This is a genomic window from Alphaproteobacteria bacterium GM7ARS4, assembly GCA_014332745.1.
Taxonomy (GTDB): Bacteria; Pseudomonadota; Alphaproteobacteria; order GM7ARS4; family GM7ARS4; genus GM7ARS4.
On record JACONL010000001.1, the window covers coordinates 278,953 to 304,469 of the forward strand.

General features: G+C 51.8%; 29 protein-coding genes, 1 tRNA gene and 1 pseudogene (1 of these 31 running past the window's edge). 12 read left to right on the top strand and 19 right to left on the bottom strand.

Annotated elements, in window-relative coordinates; all coding sequences use genetic code 11:
- Positions 1 to 447: pseudogene (rho, locus tag GDA54_01300) on the bottom strand (transcription termination factor Rho) (it extends 796 nt beyond the left edge of the window).
- Between the two features lie 514 nt (positions 448 to 961).
- On the opposite strand from rho, the gene GDA54_01305 reads away from it, so the two are divergent.
- The 6 genes from GDA54_01305 to GDA54_01330 are packed head-to-tail and all read left to right on the top strand — an operon-like array spanning position 962 to position 5,359.
- On the top strand, positions 962 to 1,558 hold the full coding sequence (locus GDA54_01305; GenBank protein ID MBC6496950.1) for a Maf-like protein: 597 nt from the start codon (positions 962 to 964) through the stop codon (positions 1,556 to 1,558).
- Positions 1,555 to 2,430 carry a shikimate dehydrogenase gene (locus GDA54_01310; GenBank protein ID MBC6496951.1) on the top strand — a complete coding sequence of 292 codons (876 nt, stop codon included), beginning with the start codon at positions 1,555 to 1,557 and terminating at the stop codon, positions 2,428 to 2,430. Before GDA54_01305 ends, GDA54_01310 begins: the two co-directional genes overlap by 4 nt.
- On the top strand, positions 2,427 to 3,086 hold the full coding sequence (gene coaE, locus GDA54_01315) for a dephospho-CoA kinase (GenBank protein ID MBC6496952.1): 660 nt from the start codon (positions 2,427 to 2,429) through the stop codon (positions 3,084 to 3,086). Before GDA54_01310 ends, coaE begins: the two co-directional genes overlap by 4 nt.
- A complete protein-coding gene (dnaQ, locus tag GDA54_01320; GenBank protein MBC6496953.1) occupies positions 3,079 to 3,774 on the top strand; it encodes a DNA polymerase III subunit epsilon in 696 nt (231 codons plus the stop codon). The genes coaE and dnaQ overlap by 8 nt, the downstream gene beginning before the upstream one ends.
- Positions 3,764 to 4,255 (top strand): 5-(carboxyamino)imidazole ribonucleotide mutase, encoded by a 492-nt coding sequence (purE, locus tag GDA54_01325; GenBank protein ID MBC6496954.1) that lies wholly within the window; start codon positions 3,764 to 3,766, stop codon positions 4,253 to 4,255. Before dnaQ ends, purE begins: the two co-directional genes overlap by 11 nt.
- Positions 4,256 to 4,273: 18 nt before the next feature.
- Entirely contained in the window at positions 4,274 to 5,359 is a 1,086-nt protein-coding gene (locus GDA54_01330) for a 5-(carboxyamino)imidazole ribonucleotide synthase (GenBank protein MBC6496955.1), read from the top strand.
- Here the strand turns inward: GDA54_01330 and GDA54_01335 are convergent.
- Complete coding sequence (locus tag GDA54_01335) at positions 5,346 to 5,942, bottom strand: hypothetical protein (protein ID MBC6496956.1); 597 nt, start codon at positions 5,940 to 5,942, stop codon at positions 5,346 to 5,348. The genes GDA54_01330 and GDA54_01335 overlap by 14 nt on opposite strands.
- A gap of 51 nt (positions 5,943 to 5,993) precedes the next feature.
- Positions 5,994 to 6,578, bottom strand: a complete 585-nt coding sequence (gene def, locus GDA54_01340; GenBank protein MBC6496957.1) for a peptide deformylase — start codon at positions 6,576 to 6,578, stop codon at positions 5,994 to 5,996.
- A 127-nt stretch (positions 6,579 to 6,705) separates the two neighbouring features.
- Between def and GDA54_01345 the strand changes: the two genes are divergently transcribed.
- A complete protein-coding gene (locus GDA54_01345; GenBank protein MBC6496958.1) occupies positions 6,706 to 6,909 on the top strand; it encodes a 30S ribosomal protein S21 in 204 nt (67 codons plus the stop codon).
- Between the two features lie 18 nt (positions 6,910 to 6,927).
- Here the strand turns inward: GDA54_01345 and GDA54_01350 are convergent.
- From GDA54_01350 to GDA54_01360, 3 genes are all read right to left on the bottom strand, one after another.
- A tRNA-Thr gene (locus GDA54_01350) sits at positions 6,928 to 6,999 on the bottom strand.
- A 137-nt stretch (positions 7,000 to 7,136) separates the two neighbouring features.
- The gene (locus tag GDA54_01355) at positions 7,137 to 7,991 is read right to left on the bottom strand and encodes a quinoprotein dehydrogenase-associated SoxYZ-like carrier (GenBank protein ID MBC6496959.1); all 855 of its coding nucleotides are present in this window, start codon (positions 7,989 to 7,991) and stop codon (positions 7,137 to 7,139) included.
- A gap of 147 nt (positions 7,992 to 8,138) precedes the next feature.
- On the bottom strand, positions 8,139 to 9,170 hold the full coding sequence (locus GDA54_01360) for a quinoprotein relay system zinc metallohydrolase 2 (protein ID MBC6496960.1): 1,032 nt from the start codon (positions 9,168 to 9,170) through the stop codon (positions 8,139 to 8,141).
- A gap of 99 nt (positions 9,171 to 9,269) precedes the next feature.
- On the opposite strand from GDA54_01360, the gene GDA54_01365 reads away from it, so the two are divergent.
- Both GDA54_01365 and GDA54_01370 read left to right on the top strand, forming a co-directional pair.
- The gene (locus GDA54_01365; GenBank protein ID MBC6496961.1) at positions 9,270 to 10,247 is read left to right on the top strand and encodes a complex I NDUFA9 subunit family protein; all 978 of its coding nucleotides are present in this window, start codon (positions 9,270 to 9,272) and stop codon (positions 10,245 to 10,247) included.
- Positions 10,248 to 10,256: 9 nt separating this feature from the next.
- The gene (locus tag GDA54_01370) at positions 10,257 to 11,204 is read left to right on the top strand and encodes a hypothetical protein (protein ID MBC6496962.1); all 948 of its coding nucleotides are present in this window, start codon (positions 10,257 to 10,259) and stop codon (positions 11,202 to 11,204) included.
- Here the strand turns inward: GDA54_01370 and lysA are convergent.
- The gene (gene lysA, locus GDA54_01375) at positions 11,194 to 12,486 is read right to left on the bottom strand and encodes a diaminopimelate decarboxylase (GenBank protein MBC6496963.1); all 1,293 of its coding nucleotides are present in this window, start codon (positions 12,484 to 12,486) and stop codon (positions 11,194 to 11,196) included. The two genes, GDA54_01370 and lysA, sit on opposite strands and share 11 nt — an antisense overlap.
- 182 nt (positions 12,487 to 12,668) lie before the next feature.
- A complete protein-coding gene (gene argH, locus GDA54_01380; GenBank protein MBC6496964.1) occupies positions 12,669 to 14,099 on the bottom strand; it encodes an argininosuccinate lyase in 1,431 nt (476 codons plus the stop codon).
- 65 nt (positions 14,100 to 14,164) lie between these two features.
- Here argH and GDA54_01385 point away from each other — a divergent pair, with 65 nt between their 5' ends.
- Positions 14,165 to 14,833, top strand: a complete 669-nt coding sequence (locus tag GDA54_01385) for a TlpA family protein disulfide reductase (GenBank protein MBC6496965.1) — start codon at positions 14,165 to 14,167, stop codon at positions 14,831 to 14,833.
- Between the two features lie 21 nt (positions 14,834 to 14,854).
- Here the strand turns inward: GDA54_01385 and GDA54_01390 are convergent, their stop codons facing one another.
- From GDA54_01390 to GDA54_01425, 8 genes are all read right to left on the bottom strand, one after another.
- Complete coding sequence (locus GDA54_01390) at positions 14,855 to 15,637, bottom strand: cytochrome c1 (protein MBC6496966.1); 783 nt, start codon at positions 15,635 to 15,637, stop codon at positions 14,855 to 14,857.
- Positions 15,634 to 16,845 (bottom strand): cytochrome b N-terminal domain-containing protein, encoded by a 1,212-nt coding sequence (locus GDA54_01395; protein ID MBC6496967.1) that lies wholly within the window; start codon positions 16,843 to 16,845, stop codon positions 15,634 to 15,636. The genes GDA54_01390 and GDA54_01395 overlap by 4 nt, the downstream gene beginning before the upstream one ends.
- Complete coding sequence (petA, locus tag GDA54_01400; protein MBC6496968.1) at positions 16,842 to 17,408, bottom strand: ubiquinol-cytochrome c reductase iron-sulfur subunit; 567 nt, start codon at positions 17,406 to 17,408, stop codon at positions 16,842 to 16,844. The genes GDA54_01395 and petA overlap by 4 nt, the downstream gene beginning before the upstream one ends.
- A gap of 135 nt (positions 17,409 to 17,543) precedes the next feature.
- Positions 17,544 to 18,893, bottom strand: coding sequence for a CCA tRNA nucleotidyltransferase (locus GDA54_01405; GenBank protein ID MBC6496969.1), 1,350 nt, complete (start codon positions 18,891 to 18,893; stop codon positions 17,544 to 17,546).
- A gap of 6 nt (positions 18,894 to 18,899) precedes the next feature.
- Positions 18,900 to 19,145, bottom strand: a complete 246-nt coding sequence (locus GDA54_01410) for a hypothetical protein (protein ID MBC6496970.1) — start codon at positions 19,143 to 19,145, stop codon at positions 18,900 to 18,902.
- A gap of 9 nt (positions 19,146 to 19,154) precedes the next feature.
- A complete protein-coding gene (locus tag GDA54_01415; protein MBC6496971.1) occupies positions 19,155 to 20,048 on the bottom strand; it encodes a prephenate dehydratase in 894 nt (297 codons plus the stop codon).
- Complete coding sequence (kdsB, locus tag GDA54_01420) at positions 20,045 to 20,830, bottom strand: 3-deoxy-manno-octulosonate cytidylyltransferase (GenBank protein ID MBC6496972.1); 786 nt, start codon at positions 20,828 to 20,830, stop codon at positions 20,045 to 20,047. Before kdsB ends, GDA54_01415 begins: the two co-directional genes overlap by 4 nt.
- A 1-nt stretch (position 20,831) precedes the next feature.
- Positions 20,832 to 22,184: a TldD/PmbA family protein gene (locus GDA54_01425; protein ID MBC6496973.1), complete on the bottom strand. Its 1,353-nt coding sequence runs from the start codon at positions 22,182 to 22,184 to the stop codon at positions 20,832 to 20,834.
- Between the two features lie 68 nt (positions 22,185 to 22,252).
- Here GDA54_01425 and GDA54_01430 point away from each other — a divergent pair, with 68 nt between their 5' ends.
- Positions 22,253 to 23,110, top strand: coding sequence for a diphosphate--fructose-6-phosphate 1-phosphotransferase (locus GDA54_01430; protein MBC6496974.1), 858 nt, complete (start codon positions 22,253 to 22,255; stop codon positions 23,108 to 23,110).
- Between the two features lie 10 nt (positions 23,111 to 23,120).
- Positions 23,121 to 23,495 carry a hypothetical protein gene (locus GDA54_01435; protein MBC6496975.1) on the top strand — a complete coding sequence of 125 codons (375 nt, stop codon included), beginning with the start codon at positions 23,121 to 23,123 and terminating at the stop codon, positions 23,493 to 23,495.
- Here GDA54_01435 and GDA54_01440 read toward each other — a convergent pair.
- From GDA54_01440 to GDA54_01450, 3 genes are read right to left on the bottom strand one after another with little or no spacing between them, the layout of a single operon-like run.
- A complete protein-coding gene (locus tag GDA54_01440; GenBank protein MBC6496976.1) occupies positions 23,467 to 24,783 on the bottom strand; it encodes a homoserine dehydrogenase in 1,317 nt (438 codons plus the stop codon). The genes GDA54_01435 and GDA54_01440 overlap by 29 nt on opposite strands.
- A gap of 3 nt (positions 24,784 to 24,786) precedes the next feature.
- Positions 24,787 to 24,933, bottom strand: a complete 147-nt coding sequence (locus GDA54_01445; protein MBC6496977.1) for a hypothetical protein — start codon at positions 24,931 to 24,933, stop codon at positions 24,787 to 24,789.
- 12 nt (positions 24,934 to 24,945) lie between these two features.
- Positions 24,946 to 25,491 (bottom strand): gamma carbonic anhydrase family protein, encoded by a 546-nt coding sequence (locus tag GDA54_01450; GenBank protein ID MBC6496978.1) that lies wholly within the window; start codon positions 25,489 to 25,491, stop codon positions 24,946 to 24,948.
- Between the last annotated feature and the right edge of the window lie 26 nt (positions 25,492 to 25,517).

A 25,517-nucleotide genomic window follows, 5' to 3' on the forward strand; every position in this document is an offset into this window, starting at 1 on the left:
TGTTTCTAAGACAAAACGTTCATTTGGATAGAGTGCCGTAAGATCATCAAAATTAACACGATGGCGACTCTTTTCAGGTTCAGAAAAATTCACTTTCAAGGGTGTCTCTAGACAGAAATAGCGCTCTCCGTCTTGAGGCGGCTTCACATGGCCCTCAACAATATCGCCATTTCTCAGATTGTATTCCTTGATATTGCGAGGAGAGATGTAAATATCATCTGGACCGGGAAGATAGTTAGAGTCGGAAGAGCGTAAAAAACCGAAATCATCCTGTAGCACCTCTAATGTTCCTTCGATGGAGATTGCTTTTTCTTCTTCCGAGAGTTTCTTAAGGATATTGAACATCATATCCTGACGTCTCAAATTGGAAGCATTCTCTATATTGAGACTTTCCGCGTAAGATAATAATTCAGAAGATGACTTTGCTTTTAATTCTTGCATATGCATAACGAGACCTGACCCTTTCACAAAAATGATACGTGTAGGAGGAAAGAAACAACGAGAAGGACATATCCTCCTCATGTCCTATGACGACATCTCAGGATGTATGATGAATAAGGAGAGATATCCCACACCGCCCAGCCCTTTATACTTCGAAAAGACACATGTATGCAACAATAGAATATAGTATTAAAAGAATTGTTGTTACTGTTACAGGTGTGAATATCGTGGAAAGATATTTTAGAACAGCATCCTCCTGTTTTTTCCTACATATAGGGAAGATATGCCATGTTTGTTGATAACAGATTTTTATGGCATAAGAACAGGCTGGTAGAGTGATGTGAATTATGGGGATATATTTTTTCTGTTCTCTCAGGCGTTGTGCATATCAGAAGATTCTCTGGAGCTCCTCAGGGGATGTTTTGTTGTGAAGATGTGTAAAAAAGGGCTGTTTTCCTCACTAAGGTGTATATCACTTCATATCTCTGTTGTTATCCAAAGCTTTTAAGACATTGATAGAATGAATAATCCACAGCTCATTTTGGCCTCAAGGAGTCCTTCAAGGCGCGCCATGCTAGAGTCTGCTGGATTAGAATTCGATGTATGCTTTTCGGGTGTCGAAGAGGCGACAATCAAAGACGAAGGGAGAAAGAAAAAATGGGATGCAAGGAAAATGTCCATGCATTTAGCTGTGGTGAAAGCATCCGCCATTAAGAATGGACATGCCTATATTATTGGTGCTGACCAGATCTTGGAGTATGAAGGTTCATGGTTTGACAAACCAGCCCATGCGGATGAAGCCCTTCTTCAATTGCGCCATTTACGTGGCCAACATTATCGCTTATGGACATCTGTCTGTATAAAAAAAAACAATAAGCTGTTATGGGACTATCATGCCTGTTCTGTGATGAAGATGCGTTTTTTTAGCGATGATTTTCTCACAGCGTACATAAAGAAAGGCGGTGATGTCATTCTCTCTAGTCCTGGCGCCTGTTTATTGGATGGGATGGGCGCGCAACTCTTAGACTCTTATGAAGGCGACTATTTTTCTATTTTAGGTCTTCCCCTTCTTCCTTTGTTGGATGCTTTACGTATGCATAACATGTTAGGACGATGACGTATGCGGCTGTCATAGGCGATCCTGTTTCCCATTCGCGTTCGAGATGCATTTTTAATTATTGGTTAGAACGCCACAGCATCGAAGGCCGCTATGAAACATTGCGTGTCGTTGCCAGAGATTTGCGTCGCTCTGTCTTTGATTTACAAAGGAAGGGATATCGAGGCATCAACGTAACATTACCCCATAAGGAAAGCATATGTTCTCTTATGGATGATATGGATATGGTGGCGAAGAGGATAGGCGCTGTGAACATGGTCACATTTGGTGATGATGGTAGGATTTACGGCAGGAATACCGATGGTGAGGGATTCATTCGTGCCTTAGAGAGGTGCTGTGTTGGCGTTCGTTCACACATAAAAGGAAAGCCTATCGTTGTTATGGGAGCGGGTGGTGTGGCGCGGGCTGTGAGCGTGTCATTGTTAGCGTATGTGGGAGGGGATTGTCAGTTGCGTATCGTCAATCGTGATTGTCGGCGAGGTCGCGCGCTTATTCATTTTCTTGGCGCTGGGCGTTTCTATGATTGGGATGACCATAGATGCGCATGTGAGGGAGCGGCTCTTGTGATTAATGGGACATCTCTTGGCATGGATGGCGGGACTATGTGGGAAGAGACGACGGTCGATTGGGGGTTAATTTTTTCTGAGGTTGCCCATCGTTGTATTGTTTACGATACGGTTTATGTTCCTTTAGAGACATCTTTATTGCGTTCTGCTCGAGAGAGCGGTTTGCCTTGCGTGGATGGTTTGTGGATGCTGTTGTATCAAGCTGTGCCAGCGTGTGTGTCGTGGTTTGGCGTTGAGCCTATTGTGGACGAGGATGTGCGCCGTCATGTGCTTTCTGATATTCTCTGTGGCAGGGCCTCTCTATGATGATTATTGGTGTGACGGGACAGATAGGGATGGGAAAATCTGTCGTTAGTTCCATGTTTAAGCGTTTAGGTTTTTGGGTTTATGATGCGGATAGGGAGGCGCGTCAGCTCTTGGACGATGACGATGTGATATCGAAGATAAGAGCTATTTTTGGCAAGGGTTGTTTGCTTCCTTCTGGTTGTGTGAACAGGGATTATTTGCGCCGTTGTGTTTTAGGGAGTGAGGAGAATTTGCGCCAATTGGAGAGGCTAATCCATCCTCGATTATCATCTCTTTTAGTCAGCTTTTTGCGGAAGGCATGGATAAATAGATGTCGTGGTGTTGTTCTGGATGTGCCTTTACTTTTTGAGAAGGGTGGATGGCGTCGTTGTGATCATGTCGTTGTTGTTTCTGCTCCTTTTTTTGTGCAGAGGGCTCGTTTGCGTCGGCGTGGCTTAAGTTGGGGGGACATGGAGCGTTTTATGGCATTACAATGGAGTGATAGACAGAAATGTCGCGCTGCCGATTATATTATCAAGACAGGTTTAGGCTACGACCATGCGTGGCGTTCTGTTGTATGGTATGTGCGTCATGGGTTATGCGGTGGGTCGCGTAAGCCTTTGAGGGCGTATCTTGATGGTGAGAGGCGATTAAAGAGGGAGAGGCTTTATGCGTGAGATTGTGCTAGATACGGAGACGACGGGTTTGGATGTGGAGAAGGGCGAGCGTATCGTAGAGATTGCGTGTGTTGTTTTGCAGGATAGGAAGCTCACGGGGGAGGAGAAGCAGTGGTATATCAATCCGGGGAAGCCTGTGGGGAGTTCCTTTGATATTCATGGCTTGAGCGATGATTTTTTGCGTGATAAGCCATTTTTTTCCTCTATTATGGGGTCTTTTTTAGCGTTTATAGGGGACTCGCCCCTTGTCATTCATCATGCGGCTTTTGACATGGCATTTTTGGAGCATGCGTTGAGGGAGGCGGGGGGTCCTTCGTTAAAGAGGCATCAGGTCATAGACACATTGGAATTAGCGCGTTCGGCATTTCCCAATAGTCGTGTCAGTTTGGATGATTTATGTCAGCGTTTTCACATAGATCTTTCTTCGCGCCGTCAGGGTCATGGGGGTCTTATCGATGCGCGCCTTTTGGCTCGTGTCTATCTTTCTCTTCTTTTAAGGGACCAGCGTCGCCTGCTTCTTGATGTTGAGGAGGGGTCGTTTTCTGTGGATTCTTTACCCTGCGGTGAGGATATTCAAGGCAAGGGGTTTATTTTGAAGCATCCTTGTCAAGAAGAGAGGGACGCCCATGCGTTCATGGTGAAGGGACTCGAGGGTTCTTTATGGAAGGAGTTCGTCAATGGTCGCTAAAGGGCCTCTTGTGGGTGTCGTTATGGGGAGCGTATCGGATTGGGATTGTTTGCGGAAGGCGTCGCGGTTGTTGGATGACGTTTCTGTGTCCCATGAGGTTCGTATTATTTCGGCGCACAGGACACCTGAGCGCTTGCGTGATTATGGTTTGGGGGTAGAGGCGAGGGGGATTAAGGTTGTGATAGCGGGCGCTGGTGGCTCTGCCCATTTACCGGGGATGCTTGCCTCTTATAGTCTTCTTCCTATTATTGGCGTGCCGATGGTGAGTTCTTTTCAAGATGGCGTTGATAGTTTGCTGTCGATCGTCAATATGCCTGCTGGTGTTGGTGTGGCGACGATGGCGGTGGGTGATAAGGGTGCGGTGAATGGCGCTTTATTGGCGGTTTCTATTTTATCGTTGGAGGATAGAGCGTTACGTGAGCGTCTGCGGGCGTGGCGTCATCATCAGACGGAGTCGGTGCCAGAGTGTCCGCCTTCGTGAGGGGAAGACGATTACGCGATGTTGGCACAGGGTTCGTGGATAGGGATTGTGGGTGGTGGGCAGTTGGGGATGATGTTAGCAGTGGAAGCCCGTAAGGCGGGGTATCGCGTATATCTTTTTTGTGATGACCAGGATGCGCCAGCTTTGTCCCATGCTGACCGTTATAGGATTGCCGATTATGGAGATGGGGAGGCGTTGATGGCGTTTGCTCGTTTTTGCTCGGTGGTGACGTGCGAATTTGAGCATATTCCCATCGCGTCCCTTCGCCATATAGAGCGTTATGGTTGTTTGCGTCCGTCCTCGCATGTGTTTTTCATTGCTCAACATAGGGCGAGGGAGAAGCGTTTCATCGACTCCCATTCTTTGCCTGTTGCGCCTTGGTGCGAGGTGAGGTGTGGTTCGGGTATCATGGAGGCGATACGGCATGTGGGTCTTCCTTGTCTTCTTAAGACATGCGCTTTGGGTTATGACGGCAGGGGACAGAGGATGTTGCGGACGATGGATGATGTGAAGGATGTCTCTTCTTCTTTGTCTGGCGATGACATCGTGGAGAAGAAGATAGCGTATGTCATGGAGTTTTCCATCATTGCCTGTCGTAGCCTTTCTGGTGTTGTGTGTTGTTATGATGTGGCGCGTAACGAACATAAGGGCGGGATTTTACACAGGAGCATTGTTCCCGTAGGATCTTGTTCTCTTTTTCCTGACGAGGTGAGGCAGAGGGCGGAACACATGGCGGTGCATTTGATAGAGCGTTTGGATGTGGTGGGGCTTTTAGCGGTCGAATTTTTCTTAACCTCTGATGGGGAGATTATCATCAACGAGGTCGCGCCACGGGCACATAATTCGGGACATTGGACGATGGATGGGAGCAAGACGTCCCAATTTGCCCAATGGGTGAGGATGATCAGTGGTGGCGACTCTGGCGATATTAGTCGTACGCACAAGGTCGAGATGTATAATCTCTTGGGGGATGACGTCCATCGGTATGAAGGCAAGAGGTCGTCATCACGGGAGCGTGTGCATCTTTACGGCAAGAAGTGTGTGCGTGCGGGTCGCAAAATGGGCCATGTGAATATCCTTTCTAGTGATGTTAGGACGATGTGAATTGACGGAAGAGGGAGGCGGCTTTTGTGACATCATTGAGGCGTCGTATGATGAATGCGTCGAGGGCGCTTGGCGAGGGCGCTGTCTGTGCGTAGAGGAGAGCCGTTGTGTAGATGTAATTGAGCGAGACATAGCGGCTATCACCATATGAGATGGTCTGTTGGGCGAGACTCCACAATCGAGGGATTGTTTTTCTATGCATATCGTGGGCGATGGTAGGGTGTCTGGCGAGGAGACTGGCGGTTTTGCGTGCGCATGGGACATCTTGGCAGAGCAATGTAATTTTCACGTGGAGGGCGTGGCTGAGGGTTTGGGTCGTTCCCTTGATGGTGTTATTGTTCTGTTTTTCCCGTATGGCGCATAAGGTTTGTTCGTCATAGCTGTCGTTGAGGCAATGGAGCATATCCTCTATGTCGAAGGGGAAATATCGGTATAGCGCCTCTTGCTGTTGTGTTGTCAGCTGTTGGGTGATGGCGTCCATATGCCACCCATGGCGGGGAATGATGGGGAGAATATGCTCTTTGAGCCATAGGGCGCGTTCGTTGTGCGTGCGGTGTGTCTGTTGTGTTTGGGTTTTGGACATGCTTCTGGATGGGCTTTTGGACGGGCTTTTGGATGGGATGAAGCGTTGTTTCTATGTCTCGTGGATAGACCCTGCCGTATCTGTGCGTATGGCATGCTCTTTTGTTGAGTCGTATCGCTTGTGCATTTCCTGTGTGAATCCGATATGGCGTAGGGAGTCTATGCGTTTGAGGATGAGGATACCATCGAGATGGTCGCATTCATGCTGTATGACTCGTGCGTGGAATCCCGATGCTTCACCCTGTATGGTTTCTCCTGTGGGTGTTTGTGCGGTATAGAGAATATGTTCATAGCGTGGGACGACGGCGCGTATGTTGGGAAGGGAGAGACATCCCTCTAAGCCAAGGGTTGTTTCTGCTTTTTTCGGCATATAGAGGGGATTGATGAGGATGGTATAGGGGATGGTTTGTGCGTTTTTTTCTTGGGTGATACGTTCTCTGGGGATGTGGTAGAGAATAATGCGTTGCATGTGCCCGATTTGCGGTGCGGCGAGTCCGGCGCCAGCGGGGGTATTTTTGAGGGTATCGAGGAGGTCTTGGATGATGTTTTGGGTTTGGCGCGCGTTGATGTCGCCGACATGGGGGCTTGTGTCGAGGAGTCGTGTATCGCCAAGTTTAAGGATGGGGCATATGGTCATGCGTGTCGCGGGGGTGTGCGTTGATGGGATGGAGGTCAAAGATATTGCATGCTGGACGGACGTCTATTATAGTGTGTAGATATGCGTTTTGTTGCGTGCTTATTGTATAGAGAGGAGAGTTACCATCATAGAGATTAACGTTCGCAATAATGATGTGGATCAGGCGTTACGTTTATTGAAGAGGCGTATGCAGCGCGAAGGTCTTTTTCGCGAGATAAGGCGTTTGCGCGCCTACGAGAAGCCGTCAGAGAGGCGCGTGCGTGTGCAGGGGGATATGCGCCGTCGTCACCTTAAGTTTCTACGCAAGCGTAGAGAGCGCGAAGGATACTAGAAAAGACGATGGGCGGGGTGCCGCCGGGTGGAATTGAACCACCGGCCTCACCCTTACCAAGGGTGCGCTCTACCCCTGAGCTACGGCGGCGGGCATGTATAGTCGTTTTACGCTCTTGCCTCTCTTCGTGCAAGGGATAGGTCATGCTGTCTTGCGGGCGTTGTGTTTTGTGTTATCCCCTTGTCACCTTGTGTCAGCACAAGGGAGGGGGGCAATCTCTCTATGCTTCAGATGGATTGGCCCTTTATGGTGAAGGGCTTGACGACGACTTCGGGGAGGGACGGCGGGACATCCCAGTGACGTTGATAGATTTTTCCTTCGCTATCGGTGGCGAGCACGTCGATGGTCTTCCCTATATCGTCACCCTTGTAGAAAAATGTGAAATGGGGGTTTTCGCTCATAGAGACACTGGGTTCGACTCTAAAGAGGGTCTTTCCGTTGGATGTGATGATGACGGAGTCGATATAGTGGGCGGGTATTTCAGAACGGCTGATTTGGTCGAATTGGAATCCGGAATAATTAGGGTGTCGTATAAGGAATTGCGCTTTCACCATGCCATTGGTGTCTTGTTCGATGAATTTCATTTTCATCTCGCCCATGTGTTTTTCGGCTTCCGCCATCCCTGAGAGAGAGGGTGCGGAACATCCGCCGGCTGCTTTGATAAAATTCGCGATCTCAAAGAATTCTCCCGTTTTTGTTTCGGCAACGGCGCGCAAGTATGTATAGCTGTCGATTCGTATGCGCACATCCACATTGGGGCTCTCATGGGTTGAGTCGCTATAGAGTTTCATAGCGAAAGGGGCTGGATTATGGTCGATGACGAGGGAGAGATTTTTAATGGTCTCTGGATTTTTGAAGCGAATGCTGATAGGGACAATGGCGGCATCGAGGGCGCGCATGGGCGATTGCATGGTCATGAGGTGAGCGCCATCCTGGAGCGTTTCGCCTGGGAAAATTTGTTCCTTGAGTTCGAGCCATATGCTGTGGTCGCCTAGCTTACCGCCCGCATGCGCATGGTGGCTTGTGAGGGTAAGATGCATAAGCCCGACAGTCATCACCGCTGTCAGCGTACGTCTCACCACGGCGCGTTCTGCTCTCTTCGTGGCGTTTGTCTTTCTGTATTCCCCTCTTGTGTATTCCTGATGTCTGTTCATTGTGATGACCCTTGAACATTGTGATAATTATCATGATAGATATGGCTCATGTTTTTAGCGAGGTCAACAATTTCTTTATTCCCATTCTAGTTCAGCGAAGGCGAATGTGACATTGGCGGGATGGTATCGTTCGAAGAGTTGCCACTGGTCTTTTTGGTTCTGTGCGGCCATGGAGATGGCGTCCTGTATGGCGACATGGTCTTTGATGAGTTTCCGCACGTCACGGACGACATCCTGCAGGTAATGGTCCATAGCGTGGATGGCGTGTTTCCATTGGGCGAGAGGCGGGTCGCCATGGCCGGGCAAGATGGTTTTGTGAGGTGTGTTTTCTATCTTGTTGAGGATGTCGAGCCAGCCTAATGTGTTTCCATCGAAGGTCGGTATATGGTCTACAAAGACGAGGTCGCCTGTGAGGAGGCATTGGCTCATGCTCTCTAGCGCTGTTATATCGGTATGGGTGTGGGCGGGCTTCCATGCCTCGATGCGGAGCTCTCGGTCGCCGAGGGATATGGTGAGAGGCTTGTCAATATCAACGGTGTGTGTTGGTGCGACAATGCGTGTTTTTTTGGCGTTGTGCGCGCCGAGCGTATCACTCAATCCTTCGAGATAATAGTTGCCTACTTGGGCGAGTGCGCGCGGCAGGTTTTTGTGGCCTATAAAGATGGGGTTATCCTCAAGGAAGGCGCTGGCGCCGAAGATATGGTCGGGATGGACATGGGACAAGATAACGTGGGAGATGGGCTTGTCTGATAGGGTGCGTATGGCGCGTCTGAGGTTTTGTCCTAATGTATGCGAGTATCCCGTATCGAAGACGGCAATGGAGTCCGAGCCGATAACCACATGCATATTGGCCATATTCCCGCCATTATCTGGTGAGGGTTCTTGAAGTTTTCCCACATGGGTATAGAGTCCTTCGCTGACTTTGTGTAAAGTGATGCGCAAGGGGTCGTCATCATGGGGTATGGTTTTGTTCCTCTGCCGTGCGAGCGTTTTCTGTGCGAGCATGGGGTAAGAGAGGAGGAAGACGAGGGCGTTGAGGAATCCGCGTCTGGAGAGGGAGGGCGCTTTTTTTGTGGCGTTGGGCGGCGTGGTGATACGTTGTCTCATGACATAAGGAGAGGGAGAGGGGATAGGCAGGTGTTGGGATGTTGGTGTAGGAGTCCATCTTATCACCATGGGGGAGGTCTGTGGAAGGAGAAAGAAACGATGGAGCGTGTTGTTGTTTTTGGCGGTGGCGGGTTCATAGGTCGTTATGTGGTGCGTCATTTAGCGAGGCGGGGCTATATGGTGCGCGTTGTGTCCCGTTATCCTGATAGATTAGGTGCGTTGCGTGTGGCGGGGGATGTGGGTCAAGTCTCACCAGTGTATGGTGATGTGCGTTCGGTGCGTTCGGTGGAGCGTTTGGTTTCTGATGCCTATGGTGTTATTAACCTTGTGGGCATATTGAAAGAGCCTTTTTGGAGTGTGCGCGGTCGTCTTTTTCGGGCGATTCATGAGGATGTGGCGAGGCGTATCGCTGAGTGTTCGTGGCGCGCTGGCGTAGACTATGTCGTCCATGTGTCAGCCTTAGGCGTAGAGCGTAACAAGGCGTCCGCCTATGCCCGTTCGAAATATGCGGGTGAGGAGGCTGTTCGTAAGGCCCATAAGGGTGCGGTGATTCTGCGTCCCAGTGTTGTTTTTGGCTATGAGGATATGTTTTTCACCATGTTTGCTCGTATGGCATGTTGGTTGCCTTGTCTTCCTGTGTTTGGCGCTCATGGTTTTTGGGGGCGGGAGGACAGATGGGGCGTGCGTATGCAGCCTGTCTATGTGGATGATGTGGCATGTGCGCTAAGCCGTATGATAGGGAGGCAGGACATGCACGGCACACGATGGGATGTCGTGGGTGAGGATGTCTATGGTTTTGGCGGTTTGATGCGTGTCTTATTGAGGTCTATTGGCAGGAGGCGTTTTTTATGTCCTGTGCCACCATGGTTGATTTTACCTATCGCATGGGTTAGCAATATGATTCCTCCCCGCCTTCTTACGTGGGACCAAGGGTTTCTTTTACTCCGAGATAATGTATCGACACATGTATCGAAAGGGGACAAACAGAATCTGTTTGCTGTCTTGGGGATTAAGCCCCGCCGTCTAGAGGCCGAATTACCGCGTTTATTAGAGCGTTTCCATAAAAGAAAAAGGTAGGAACAAGCCATGAAGAAGAGATGTGCGTTGTTATATTCGGGTCAGCCGCGTGATTTAAAGGCATGCTATCCCAACCATAAAAAGATGGTTATCGATGCCAATCCTCAGTGGGATATGGATATTTTTGCGCATATCTGGCATGACGAGGGTGAGAATCTCACCCAAGACAAGGTCCATAATCCATGTGGATTTGCTAACGACCGTGACATCGTTCCGTTTATAAGGGAGCATTGGCGAGCAAAGGGACTTATCCTTGAGAAGCCACGGCGTTTTACCCTTAAGGATGAACGTCTGTTGGACGATGTGTGGCAGTCTGAACAGCTCACGCGTCGTGAGGGTTTTCTGCTGTCGGATGTGGCGTCTATTGTCAGCAATGGGCTATCGCAATGCTATAGTCTGCATCAAGCATATCTTTTGAAGACAGCCTACGAGGAGAAGCGCGCCACGTCCTATGATTGCGTGATGCGCCTTCGAACAGACCTTTATTTTAGGAAGCCCATTCTCTTGGAGAGATACGACTTAGGCTGTATCAACGTGCAAGAATTAGTGCATGCTCTTCCTCTTTTTGAGAGGAGGGTGCGTCATATATCCGATATTTTTGCCTTTGGCGACAACAAGCACATGGGTATCCTGTGTTCCCTGTATCCCCATGTGGAGGATTATCTGCCCCTTCTCTGTGATGACAAGCGTTATTCGAACGAGAGAACGCTGATGCACCATTTGTTATATGTCCACAAGGTGAGGGTCGTGTCATCTGTGGGTCTTTTGGATATGTGTCTTGCCCGTTACAAGGAGCATTTTCTGGGTCGTTCCTATGATGGGCATACATCTCCTCTGCGCGTGCGTATGTCAAAATTCTGGCGTTTCCTCAAATTTAAGGGGAGGGCATGGCATCATGCGTTGCTCTTGGCATTTAAGAACATGAGGAATAGCCTTTCGAGACGTGTTATTGAATGACGTTATTGTGTGAGGGCGGTGTCGTTTCGCGCCTCATGGCGTCTTCTGCTGTATAGGGCTGTGAGATGGTGTGTATATGCGTGCCATCCACGAGGATTTCTTGGCATAGGGGGCGTGCGTTATAGCTGCTTGCCATAGCTGCTCCATAGGCGCCAGCATGGGCGATAGCGACGGCGTCTTGGGCTTTGAGGGGCGGGAGCATGAGATTTTTGTTAAACATATCGGACGACTCACAGATGGGGCCGACGACATCGGTGAGGATGGGTTGTTCGTCATGCTTTTCTTGTGCGAGGAGGAGGGGATGTTCGCTGTGGTAGAGGGCGGGGCGTATGAGGTCATTCATGGCGGCGTCGATAATGAGGATATTGCGGTGCTTTTGTCGTTTGTGGCGTATGACGCGTGCGATAAGGATGGCGGTATTGCCGATAATAGAGCGTCCGGGTTCGAAGATGAGCGTTCCCTGATATGTTTTGAGGATGTTATGGACACTCTGGGCATAGGTTTGGAAATGGCGTTTGGTATCGTTATGGGGGGGGCATATATCGAGTCCGCCGCCGAGGTCGAGGCTTGGCACGGGGATAGCGTTTTGTTGTAAGGCGGTGGCGAGGGTTTTGAGGCATTGAAAGGCTGGTTCGAAGGCGCGGGCGTCTCGAATTTGCGAGCCTATATGGATGGCGAGTCCTGTGAATGTGAGGGCGGGGTGGGTGTGGATACGTTGGGCGAGGGTCGGGATGAGGTCGGGTTGGATTCCGAATTTATCATGTTTATTGCCGGTGGATATTTTGGCGTGGGTGGGTGCTTGAATATCGGGATTGACGCGTAAGGCGCATCGTATGCTGTGTGGTGGCGGGTGGTGGCGGACGACATTTTCGATATCGTCCAATTCTTCTTGGGATTCGATATTGATTTGGCGTATGCCATGTCGGGCGGCGTGAGCGAGTTCGTCATATGTTTTGCCGACTCCCGAGAAAACGATATGCTCAGGGGCTATACCAGCCTTGAGGGCTCTTTGCATTTCGCCATAGGAGACAATGTCAGCGCCCCACCCCATGCGCTTGAGGATATGGAGGAGGGCGATATGTCCGTTTGCCTTCACGGCATAACAGACGAGGCTTTTTTGTGGCAGGGCGCTGATGGCTTGTTGGAAGAGGGTGGCATTATGGACGAGGGCTTGTTGCGCATAACAATAGAGTGGCGTGGGGTAAAGGGAGAGGATGTGGGATATGGGGACATGGTCGCAATGCAAGAGACCTTCTTTGTAGGGGAAGAATGGGGGTGGCATGGGGTGTCACGCCTTTATGTTTTTGGCGGGTATTCATAGGGAGGCGGGCTATCGATGGGCGGGACAGGGTTTGCCTTGCGTCCGCAATGGCTCAGGGCGAGACTGAGGGCGATGATGGCGAGGAGGATGAGACAAGGACGACAGGGCATAAGACGAGGCATGGGGCTTTAGGGGGGCGGGCGTTAGGGTTTGTGGGTGAGCGTTGGTGGCGTTGGTGGCAATATGTAGCGTGTGCGCGCATGAGCGATGGCGTGGCGTATCTGTTCTGGCGCTGTTCCCCCTAGGGAGTTTCGGCTCTTCATGCTGATGATGGGTTGGAGCGCATGGAGGAGTCGTTCGTCAATACGTTGGTCGATACGGCGCATCTCTGCAAGGGGTAATTGATGGAGGGCGCATTGTTGCTCTTCAGCAAGGAGGACGATACGTCCAGCGATGTGATGTGCTTGCCTGAAGGGGACATGGTGATGTCGGACGAGCCAATCGGCAATATCTGTGGCATTGGTATATCCTGTGGTGGCATGGCGTTCCATGGCGTCCTTGTGGATGGTGAGTGATGAGAGCATGGCGTTGGTGGCGTGGAGCGCCATATGCCATTGGTCGTAAGCTTGGAAGCATGGGGCCTTATCATTTTGCATATCCTTGCTGTAGGCGAGGGGCAAGGCTTTCAACGTCACGAGGAGACTATGGAGGGCGGCGATGGCATGGGCGCATGAGGCGCGTACCAGCTCAGCTGCATCAGGGTTGCGTTTTTGTGGCATGATGGAGCTGCCAGTGGTCCATGCGTCTGGCAGGGTGATAAAGCCAAAGGCGGGGCTACTCCAGAGGACGAGCTCTTCGGCAAGACGCGACAGGTGTATGCTACTGATGGTGGCATTATTGAGGAAATCGAGGACAAAATCGCGGTCTGACACCGCATCCATAGCGTTGTCCATGGGGGCGTCGAAGGCGAGAGCGTGCGCCGTTTGATGTCTGTCGATGGGAAAGGATGTGCCAGCGAGGGCGCATGCGCCTAGGGGACATTCATTGAGGCGTTGGCGGGCATGGTCGAGTCTTTGTCGGTCGCGCCCAAACATAAAGACGTACGCCATCATATGGTGGCTGAAGCTAATGATTTGTGCGTTTTGCAGATGGGTCAAGCCCGGCATGAGGGTATCGGTGTGGTCTTCGGCATGGGCGCACAGGGTTTCTTGGAGGGTGGCGAGGGCATGGTCGATGACAAGGGATGCGTCTCGTATCCATAGGCGAAAATCGGTTGCCACTTGGTCGTTTCTGGAGCGTGCTGTATGGAGGCGTTCGGCGGCGTCGCCGATATAGCCTTTGAGGGCGTCTTCGACATGCATATGAATATCTTCCAATTCTTTTCGAAGGGGCATATGCCCGCCATCAATATCTTGTTGGACGTTATCGAGTCCTGTGAGAATTTTCTGTCCGTCTTTTTTGCTGATAATATGGGCGTCCATGAGCATATGGCAGTGGGCTTTTGATGCGCGAATATCATAATGGGCGAGCCTGATATCGACGTCGATGCTGGCATTCATCTCTTGCAGAAGCGGGTCGTTGCCTTCTTGGAAGCGTCCTCCCCATATGGGGCTTGTATCGTCTTTTTGTGGCATGGGTGTTCTATGGGGGCTGTTGATGGGGTATGTATGGGAGGATGAAAAGGACGACAAGAGCGTCTATGGTGAGGAATGTTTATTATAGGGTGGGCGGGTGGTTTTTCAATCTGTATGGGATGAGAGGGATGATGAAGGCGTGGCGCTATAGAGGTCTTTTGCTTGGGATAGGGCTTGTGGGCGTGTCATTGTTAGGGATTTTATGGGGATGGACTCTGTCTCTCGATGGGGGGCTAGGGGGCAAGGGCGGCGGGGCGGCGCTAAGGCATTGTGCGTTCGATGGCGCAGAAGACAGGGTGCGCCATGCGGGCAACCCTGTGAAGGGCGATGATATGGCGCTGTCATTTTTAGATGGCGACATTGTCTTATTGTCCTCTCTACGTGGGCGCGTGATTGTGATGAATTTTTGGGCGACATGGTGTCCGCCATGCATAGAGGAGCTTCCCTCTTTGTTGGCTCTTCAGCAGACGATGTCGGGGGAGGATGTGATTGTTATTTTGGTGGCGGCGGACTTTGCTGAGCGGGAGGCCATCGACTCGTTTCTTGCGCGCCATGGGCTAGAGGCTCTACGGAGTCACCATGACAAAGACCTTTCGTTGAGTGGTGTATGGCGTATCGGCTCGATGCCAACGACTCTTATCATGGACAGGAAAGGGCGGGAGGTGTGGCGTCATGAGGGGGCATGCGCATGGGATGGCGAGGATGTTGTGTCATTTTTGCGTGCGCTTCCTTAGTCCTTGCGGGCAAGGCGCGCTTTAGGTCTTATCACTCCATATGCGTTTTTTCGCGGCGACCATGAGGATGCTGAGGAAGAGGAGGAAGATAAAGACTTGAATGCCTAAGCGCTTGCGTTCTTCCATAGAGGGGTCGGCTGCCCAGATGAGGAATTGGGTGACGTCTTCTGACATTTGGTCGATGGAGGCGAGGCTACCATCTTCATAGGTGACAATATCGTTGTAGAGGGGCGGTGGCATGCCGATCTGTCGTCCTGGATAGTGGACGTTATAGTATTTTCCTTCGACCATTGAGAAGCCAGGTGGGGGTTCTCTGTATCCCTTCAGGAGGGCCACCATATAGTTATCGGCGTTGCGTCTTGAGAGCGTGATAAGGGAGAGGTCTGGCGGATAAGCGCCCCCATTGGCGGCGCGGGCAGCCTGTTCGTTGGCGAAGGGTTCGACAAAGAAATCTAATCCTCTTGCTTTGCGTTGATACATTTGCCCTTCATCATCGGGTCCGTCTTGGACAGAGAACTCTCCCGCGATCTGTGCCACATCCTCTTTGCTATAGCCTATATCCTCTAGGTCTTGATAGCGAAGATACCTCAGGGAATGGCATGCGGAGCAGACTTCTAGATAGACTTGAAATCCGCGTTGGAGGGCGGCGCGGTCGAATCGTCCCAAAGGTCCATCTGATGGCCATTGAATCTGTGGGATGTGGAGAGCGTCATCATCGACAGCATAGACGGGATGGCTCGCACAGAAGAACAAGGAGAGTGCTATGGTGATAAGGGCGGATGTGCGATGGTTTTTTTGGGTCATGCGTCAACGCCTCTATTGATATAGGCATAGATGGATTGGGGAGGTTTCTGTCCTTTTTCGAAGCGCGAGAGGATAGGCATGATGACGAGGAAAAAGGCAAAATAGTAGACGCTCGCCAATCTGGCGATGGTGATATAGACGCCTTGAGGCGGATTGGCGCCGCACCAGCCAAGGACGATGACATTGAGGAGAAAAATCCAATAAAATTGCCGATAGAGGGGGCGGAAATTGGCGCTTTTGATAGGATTCTTATCAAGCCATGGGACAAAGAACAGGACGAAGACAGCGCCAAACATAAGAATAACGCCAAGCAATTTATCGGGGACAGCGCGCAAAATAGCGTAATAGGGGAGAAAATACCATTCAGGGACGATATGTGCTGGCGTCACAAGGGGGTTGGCGGGGATAGCGTTCTCTGGCTCGGAGAAGAAATAGGGGAAGAAAAAGACAATGATGGCATAAATAAGGAGGAAGACAGCCAGTCCCGCAAAATCTTTTGCTGTGAAATAAGGATGAAAGGGGAGGGTGTCTTTCTCGCTTTTCACCTCGACGCCCAGCGGATTATTGGATTTTGACTGATGGAGGGCGATGAGATGGATGATAGCAAAGAAGAGGATGATAAAGGGGATAAGGAAATGGAGGGCGAAAAATCTCGTCAAGGTGGGATTATCAACGCTAAAGCCACCAAGGATAAGGATGACAATATCCTCGCCGATGAAAGGGATGGCGGAGAAGAGGTTTGTAATCACTGTGGCGCCCCAATAGCTCATTTGTCCCCATGGCAGGACATAGCCGACAAAGGCCGTGACCATAATAAGGATAAGGAGGATGACGCCAGTGATCCAGAGGAGTTCTCGTGGCGCTTTGTAAGAGCCGTAATATAAGCCGCGCAAGAGGTGAAGATAGAGGATAATAAAGAAGAAGGACGAGCCATTCATGTGCATATAGCGTATGAGCCACCCGTAATTGACATCCCGCATGATATGTTGGACGCTTGAGAAGGCTTTTTCTGCGTCTGCTGTGTAATGGGCGGCAAGAAACCATCCCGTAATGATCATGATGAGGAGCATGATGCCGGCGAGGGACCCGAAATTCCACATGATGTTGAGATTGCGGGGCGTTGGATAGTTGATGAGATGATTGCGCACGAATGTGACGACGGGAAGTCGTGCATCGAGCCACTGGAGGAAGGATGTTTTTTGCGTCATAGCGTTCGCGTCCCGATACGCACGGTGTGGTCGTCTAAGAACGTGTAAGGTGGGATGGCGAGATTGGTGGGGGCGGGTCCTTTGCGTATGCGTCCCGATGTATCATATTGGGAGCCATGGCAGACACAGAACCATCCATCCCAATCGCCACGGGGCTCGCCTATGTTATTGCCAAGGGGGATACATCCCAAGTGTGTGCAGACGCCTATGGCGATAAGCCATTCAGGCTTTTGGACGCGTTCGGTATCGTCTTGTGGATCTGGCAGGGAGGCGATATTGACATTGCGCGCCGCATTGACTTCGCCGGGGTCGCGGTGGCGTATGAAGACGGGTTTACCGCGCCAGCGCACGGTGATTCCTTGTCCAGCGGGAATGCGTGATATATCCACATCGATATTGGCGAGGTTCAGCACATCACGGGACGGATTCATACTATCGATGAAGGGCCAGCTGGCGAGGGCTGTCCCGACACATGCCACAGAGCCCGTGGCGATATAGAGGAAGTCGCGCCTCTCTAGGTCTGCATGCATACCAGAAGGAGGGGGGGTATCATCAGGGCTCATGAATGGTCTCTCAAGAGATGGGACAGAAATGGGACGGGGGATTGAACATTCCTCTTGTGCTTTTTGTCAATAAACTGAAATTGACTCTGTGTGTCAACATGTGTGTTTTCGTCTTGCCTATTGTCAAGGATATTTTCATGGCATGGTGCGATGGATTGTCTGTGCGTATTGTTTGCATTGGTTAGCATTGGGTCGGCAGTGCTTGTTGAGCCACCATCGTTCGGTGCGGGCGAGGAGCGCGCCGACACGGGGGCCGGGCGGGATACCCATATGGAGAATATCTTGGCCTTTGAGCGGAAAGGAGGGGGCTTTCCACATGGCAGCTTTGCGTATGATGATGCCTATGGTGAGGGTGTAGAGGCATGCGCGCCATAGTGGGAGGACATGGTGATGGACATGACGATGGTGGCTATAATGGAGCAGGAGGCAGTCGCGCACGCCATGGAGGCCGTCTTTGTAGCGTATGGTGCGCCAATGGGCGAGAGGATGTTGATAGCGCTCTTCGCGTTGCTCAATAGAGCGAAAGAGTCGTTCTATGTGTTTCTGTTCCTTATGGGATAGACGCCATGCATGGGTCAATGGGCGGGATGTCTTGCCATGCTGGTGGGGCGGTCGGTAGAGCATGCATGCGGCGCGTCTGAGGGGGCGGTTGCCGCCATGGTGTTTGTCGAGGGCGATGAGTCTGCCGATGGCGGCGATATTGTGTGGTGGAATGGGCGTTGGGAGATGGGAAAAAATATGGCATGTCGCCATGAGACGAAGGGTGGGATAGGGGTTCTTTGTCCTGAGGAGGATACGTATTTCTTTCCATATACGTTGGGGTGAGAGGCTTCGTAGGTGTGGGGCGAGGGTTGCGCATGCGTTTAAGGCGTCACGCCGTTCTTGTGGCTGTTGATGTCTCTTGGCATGCTGTCCGTAGGTCGCTGTGAATCGAAAATAGCGCAAAATACGGAGATAATCTTCCCTGATACGTTGAAGGGGGTCGCCAATGAATCGTATATGGCGTTGTTGTAGGTCTGTGATACCATGGAAAAAATCATAGAGCGTGCCGTCTATATGGGCGTAGAGGGCGTTCATGGTGAAATCGCGCCTTTGGGCGTCTTGTTGCCAATCTTGGCTGAAGGAGACGTGGGCATGGCGTCCGAAATGCTTTGTATCGATACGTAGGCTCGTAATTTCGAAGGATTGGTTATTCAGGCGTGCCGTGATGGTGCCATGGTCGATTCCTGTTGGGTATGTGGCGATGGCGTATTTTTTGAGGCTTTCGATGGTTTGTGCGGGTTTTGCCGTTGTGGCGATGTCTATGTCATAGATGGGGCGTTTGAGCAGGCTATCGCGCACACATCCTCCCACAAAGAGGGCGTGAAAGCCTTCTTCTTCGAGGGCGCGAAAGATTGTGCGACATGTGTCATTGGTGAGGGCTGTTGGGAGTGTGCATGGGATGGTGTGGGCGTGTGCGAGGGATGGATGATAGGGTGTGGCCATGAGTGGCTAGCGTGTGGTGGCGGGGGCGATGGTATCGCCGTCTAGACGTGGGGCGACATAAGGCGTGTGGGGGGCGATTGTTTCTCGGTAGAACGCCTCATGCAAGACGAGCATGGCGAACAGGAGCAACAAGAGGACAAAGATATAGGTGAGGCTTCGAGGGAGAGGCTTTTTCTTATGGTAGTGCATGACGATACCATAGATAAGGGTTGGGAGCAGGATAAGGAGGAGAGGGATAATGAAGGCGCGCATGGTATGGTCTCACATGGTGTCGATGGGGGAGGGTGTCTTTAAGAGGGGCGTCTTGCGAAAATTCGAGGCGGGATAACATCCTAAGAGGCGAAATTCGAGGCTTTCTTTTTGCAGTTGGGCGAGGACGTGTTTCAGGGGCGGGTGGTAGGCGTTGCCTTCCACATCGATATAGAATTGCGCTTGGGTGAAACGATCATCGGCAATGATGCCTTCGAGCCTTGTGAGGTTGATGGCATGCTGTGCGAAATAGCCCAGAATGGTATAGAGGGACGATGGTGTATTACCGATGCGTAAGACGAGGCTTGCCATGGAGGGCGTGTTTGGTGCGTGGGGTGCGGGCGGGTGCGCATGCACGGCAATAAAGCGTGTCGTGTTATGCTCTGTGTCGGCAATATGTGTTTTGAGGATGGTAAGATTGTAGAGTTTGGCGGCGAGGGAGGAGGCAATAGCGGCGTCATGGATATGGGTGCCGCGGGACACATCGAGGGCAGCTTGTGCTGTATCGGTGACGGCAACTTGTTGCCAGCGATGGTGATGGATGATGTCTTGGCATTGCATGAGGGCTTGGCTATGGCTTTTGATGGTGCGAATATCCTCGATGGAGCATGTGGGGAGGGCGAGGAGGCAATGGCTAATGGGTTGGTAATGTTCGGCAATGATATGGAGCGTGCTATGGGCGAGGAGTTGATGGATTTCACTGACGCGTCCAGCGATAGAATTTTCCACAGGAATGAGGCCAATGCAGTGTGGGTCTTGTGTCACCATATGAAAGACGTCATAGAAAAAATCGCATGGGATGTGGGTCAATTGGGGATAGGCTTCGATGCATGCCATGTGAGAATAGGCGCCGCGTAATCCTTGAAAGGCGACTTTATCGATGGCAGGCGTGTCTATGGCCATCATGGCATTGCGTGCTGTGTCTCTTGTTGGCGCATGGCGTCTAAATCTTCTTGGGTATCGATACCGCGCAAGGCTTCTTTGAGGCAGGAGACATAGATAGGAATGTCGGCTTCTATGGCGCGGAGCTGTTCGAGTTTTTCGATAGATTCCAAAGGGCTTGGGGGCATTTTTTGGAATGCTTCGAGGGTCTCTCTGCTGTAGGCATAGAGCCCAATATGGTGATAGACGATGCCATCACTGGACATCACGGGGCGTCTGGTGAAATAGTGCGCTCTACCGCGGGGCAAGGCGCGTTGTTCTTGTTGATGGTCCCAGCTGACGATGGCTTTGACGACATGGGGATTGTGGCATTCTTCTGTGTCATGGATGGGGGCGACAAGGGTGGCGATGGACATATGTTCTTTTGTGGGGGTTTCTGTTTTTTTCGGTCGCATGGCGTTGAGCGCGCTGAGGGCTTGGGTTGTGAGGGATGGCATGTCGCCTTGGACGTTGATGATCCATTGGTATGTTTTTTCTTTATCGAAGAGTGTGAGGGCTTGGGCGATTCTGTCGCTTCCACTGGGGAGAGACGAGTCGGTCATGATGGCGTTGACGTGGCATGTTTGGCAGAGTTGAGCGGTGTCATGATGGTCGCATGCGACGATGACGTCGGCGATCTGTGCCTTTTGGGCATGGCGGATGACGTGGGCGAGCATGGGCGCGCCGTTGATGTCTTGCATAATTTTGTGTTTGAGGCGTGTGGAGTCGAGGCGGGCGGGGATGACGATAAGGGACGAGTGCGCCATGCTATTTTCCTCCTACCATCATATGGTCTATGAGGCATGTGGGGGCATCGATACCATAAAAGAAGGTGAGGTCATTGGCGGGGGTGAGCTGTTGATACATGTGGTTGAGATTGCCGGCGATGGTGACTTCGGAGACGGGGTAGGTGCGCTCTCCGTCTTCGATCATGAAGCCGGCAGCGCCTCGACTATAGTCGCCTGTGTTGATATTGAGGCTCAGCCCAAGCAATTCTGTGGCATAAAATCCGCGTTTGATTCCCGATAAAAGCTCTTGCGGTGTGTGGGTCCCGTTCGCCATGAAGAGGTTGCTTGTGCGAGGTGTTGGGAGGGAGTCTGGCGTGCGGTAGGCGTGTCCTGTGCTTGTCTCTTGCATAAGGCATGCGGCGCGACGGTCGAGGATATAGGAGTGGACGCGCCCTTTTTTCACAAGGTGGGTCGTCTGACTTTTTGTCCCTTCGGCGTCCCATGGGCGGGAGAAGAGTCCTCTTGGTCTGAGGGGGTCATCGATAATATCGATGGTCTCAGGCATGATGGTCTTTCCCTTGCTTTCTTTGAGGAAAGACGTTCCTCGCGCCAGCATGTCGCCATTGAGGGCGTCGGCTATATGCTGGAGCAGAGTCGAGGCGATACGTGGGTCATAGACGACGGGCATGGGAGCGCTCTCTATTTTGCGCGGGTTGAGTCGGGCGATGGCGCGATGGGCTGTTTCTTGTCCTCTCGCATGGAGGTCGCCTAGTTCGTCGCCATGGAGACATTGTTGATAGTCATAATCTCTTTCCCTATGCGTTCCCGTCCCTGCCAGCACGGAGAGCATGATTCCGTGCACACTATGGCGATAGCGGGCCCGAAGGCCATTGGAGGCAACGACCATCGTGTCATGGCATGCCCATTGAGCTTGACAGCCTTCCGAGTTGGTGATGCCTTTCACGCTCAGTGCGCCTTCTTCCATAGAGCGCGCCTTGTGTTCTAGGGCTATGTCGTTGGGCTCGACAGAGTCCATCATGTCGAGGGACTCGTCATCATAGCGGGGGAGCGCTGATGATGGTATCAACCCATGGCATGGCTCTTCAGGGGCGTGGGTTGCCATGGCGATGGCGTGGGCGACTATGTCTTTGCGTTGAGAGGCGCGTGCGTCTGTTGTCGAGACGAAGCCTTGACGTCCTCCGTCCATGAACACGCGCAAGCCGAGCGGGCACAAGGATGCGTGTTCGATGGCGTCAATAGCACTTAAGCGCACGGTGACGCTACGTCTGTGCGTGCGCACGCAAAAGACGTCGGCGTGGCGAGCGCCTTGTTTCAAGGCGTCCTCAACCCATAAGTCCAGCGATTCGAGGGATGGCGAGGCGTGTTCGGACATGTTGAATCGACTCTCAACTCTGTGTATGAAAGGCATAACGAGAAACATACCACAGATAGAGGCGATAGATGAAGGGTTGTCTGCGTAAAATTGTCATTGCTCAGGGCGGTGGTCCTACGGCTGTCATCAATCACACCCTTGTTGGGCTTGTGGAGGCTGGGCGCGCCCATGGCGTGTCGACTATATGGGGTTCTGCCTTTGGCATTCGCGGGATTATCGAGTCGCAATTTTACGACTTATCCCATGTGACGGGTGAGACGTTGGCGTCTCTGGCGAGACAAACGGGGGCTGTCTTGGGCTCGACACGGGACAAGCCAGATGACGCCTATTGTCGTGAGGTTGTTGCCTTGTGTCAGCGTCACCATGTGGATGCCTTTTTTTATATTGGCGGTAACGACACGGCAAACACGATGCTCTTGCTGTCGGACTATGCGTTGACAACGGGCTATGATTTGCGTTGTTTTCATGTCCCAAAGACCATTGATAATGACCTTGTGTTGAGTGACCATACGCCGGGCTTTCCGTCGGCGGCGCGTTTTGTGGCTTTAGCCTTTGCGGGTTTGAATGCTGACCAGAAGTCTCTGCCGGGGGTGCATATCGGTATCGTGATGGGGCGTCATGCGGGCTTTCTCACGGCGTCAGCGGCGTTGGCGCGTTTTCATCAAGGCGATGGCCCTCATATTCTGTGTCTGCCTGAGGAGGCATGGCATAGGGAGCGTTTCTTGACAGCTGTGAAGGCGTGTTATGAACGCTATGGCCGTTGTTTGATTGCGTGTGCTGAAGGTGTGGAGGATGACAAAGCTGTTCCTCTCGTTCATTCTCTTGCCGCCTCTTCTCAGCAAGACCCTCATAAAGATCCTCATAAAGATCCTCATAGATCCTCATGGCAATGTGCAGCTTTCGGGGCGTGGCGCGTTAGGCGATGACTTAGCGTTGATGATAACACGCGACCTTGCCATTAAGCGTGTGCGCGCTGATACATTAGGCTACATGCAACGTTCTTTTCCCCATTGCGTGGCGCCGCGGGACGTCCGTGAGGCGCGGGATGTCGCTTTTTTTGCTATGGAGCAGGCTCTCCATCACAAAAAAGGCTCTGTTGCCATCCTGATGGATGATGGTGGTGTCAGTCACTATCGTCTGGAGGCGTTGGAGGACATTGGGGGCAAGACGCGCTATATGCCGTCAGACTATCGCGACTCACAGAATTTTGATGTGCGTGAGCGATTCATCACATGGGGCAGACGTCTCATTGGCGACGATATTGTCCCGCCGCCACGGGCTCTTAGATTGTTGACGCCTCCGAGTGAATAGGGAAAAAGCGTGGCGGTGCGAGGATTGTCGGGAGCGTCTCTAAGTGGCGTAGCGCCTTACTGATGGCATGGGATGGCGAGCGATGGGTTGTGATAAGGAGGTCAACGGGACATGATGATTGTAGGCGATGGTCTTCGGCCGCTTTTTGTAGAGCCGACTCGATAGAGATATGTTCTTTGCCGAGGATGGAAGCAATATCCGCCAGCACGCCGGGCGAATCCTTTGCTTTGAGGTGCAGATAATAGGCTTGGGTGTCAAGGTCTGGTGTGGGTGATACAGGGGTGATAATTTGGCTATAGCCTGTATGGGCGGGAGGTGGCGTTGTGCGGGCGATGGCGATCATATCGCTGACGACGGAGGATGCCGTGGCATCACCGCCGGCGCCTTGGCCAACGAGGGTGAGCGTCCCACAAAAATCACTTGTGAGGACAACGGCATTGAAGACGCCATCCACAGAGGCAAGGGCGCTCACTTTGGGGACGAGACATAAGCAGACTGATTGATGAATGACGTTGTCTTTTGTGGGATAGGCGCGGGCAAGATGTTTGATGGTATAGCCCATATCACTGCTCAGGGAGATGTCTTCAGGGGTGACTGAGCCTATGCCTTGGATCGAGAGCTGTTCCAATGCAATGTTTGTTCCCCATGCGAGAGACGATAGGATGGCTAATTTATGGGCGGCATCGATGCCATCGATATCGAATCGGGGGTCTGCTTCGGCATAGCCTAAGGCTTGTGCTTCTTGTAAGACGTCCTCGAAAGAGCGTTTTTGGCTTGTCATAGAGGACAAGATATAGTTGCACGTCCCGTTGAGGATGGCTGTGATACGGGCGATATGGTTTCCCGCCATGCTCTCTGTGAGCGTTTTGATGATGGGGATACCGCCGGCGACGGCGGCTTCGAAGGCGAGGGCGACCTTGTTCTTGGACGCCAAGGCCATGAGGGTGTTGCCATGATGGGCCAGCAAGGCTTTATTGGCGGTGACGACACCACATCCTTTATTGAGGGCATGGGTTGCCAGGTGCAAGGCGATACCATCGGCGCCCCCTATCAATTCCACGACAATATCACACGCGCTATCATCGACCATGCGACATGGGTCGTCATACCATGGAATGGCATCGACGGGGACAGGGCGTTTTTTGTTTTTCGTTGCCGATGAGACGCCACAGAGCGTCAAGGCGCGTCCGATACGCGCCTGTATCAGCCCATGATTTTTCTGTAAAAGCGCCACAACGCCACACCCCACCGTCCCCAATCCAGCGATGGCCACGCGTAAGGGAGGCATGGACTATTCTTGTTCTTTGATTTGTTGCAACAATTGTTCGCGCATGCCCTCTTCTGGAGGCGCTGGCACGTCATTGAGATCTGGATAGCGTAACGTACATGACGAGAGCATGATGACAAAGAGTAAGGCGTTGGCAAAGAGAGAGCGCATGGTGTGGCGTCTTTATGTTTGTGGGTGGCGTGTCTGTGTGGCGAGGGCATAGTCTTGTGCAAGAGCCTTATAGATTTTTGGCGTTGATGCAATCAATTTTTCCTCTTCTTCTTTGAGGGGTCGGCGCGCTTTGGCGGGGTTTCCAGCCCACAGATAGCCTGAGACGGCTTTTGTTCTTGGGGCGACAAGGCTTCCTGCGGCGACAAACGCGCCACTCTCAATGACAGCGCCATCTAACACCACAGCGCCCATGCCAATGAAACTATCATCCTCTAAGACGCATGCATGGAGAATAGCGCCATGCCCGACCGTGACACGAGCGCCAATCGTCGTGGATAATCCCTTCGATGCGATATGAATGACGCTATTGTCTTGGATATTGGACTCCTCACCGATAGTGATACGTTCCATATCGCCACGTATCGTGCAATGAAACCATATGCTTGCCTCTGCTTCGACCCGCACATTGCCAATGACGACGGCGCTAGGCGCGACAAAGCATGTGGCTGAAAGAGACGGGTGATATGTTTTATAGGGAAGAATAGAGGGAGTCATCATAGGAAGGTCGGGGATGGTCGTCTTTT